Consider the following 258-nt stretch of genomic DNA (forward strand, 5'->3'; position numbering starts at 1 on the left):
TGTGCCCATGATGCTGGTACGCAAGACCCAATGGCAGGTGGGAGGGAAAGTGGCAGAGACGTTTCGCTTTCCGTATCAAGCACACTCCTGGAAATACCCACGCTGGGTGGTGGCCCGTCTGGAAGAAGGCGAGCTGGGCTCTAATCCCCGGTTTATCATCAGTTCCCGTTACGATGACGGCTTCAAGCTTTACTACGAGCAGTACTGTGCCCGGGGTGACATGGAGAACCGGATCAAGGATCAACAACTGAGCCTGTT

At 55.0% G+C, this 258-nt stretch carries 1 protein-coding gene; it reads left to right on the forward strand.

Annotation, left to right across the window (positions count from 1 at the left end; translation table 11 throughout):
- A partial coding sequence (locus QIT27_RS17010; protein ID WP_285264495.1) for a transposase occupies positions 1 to 258 on the forward strand: 258 nt, incomplete at both ends.

This window comes from Halomonas sp. LC1 (assembly GCF_030247125.1).
In the GTDB taxonomy this organism is placed as follows: Bacteria; Pseudomonadota; Gammaproteobacteria; order Pseudomonadales; family Halomonadaceae; genus Vreelandella.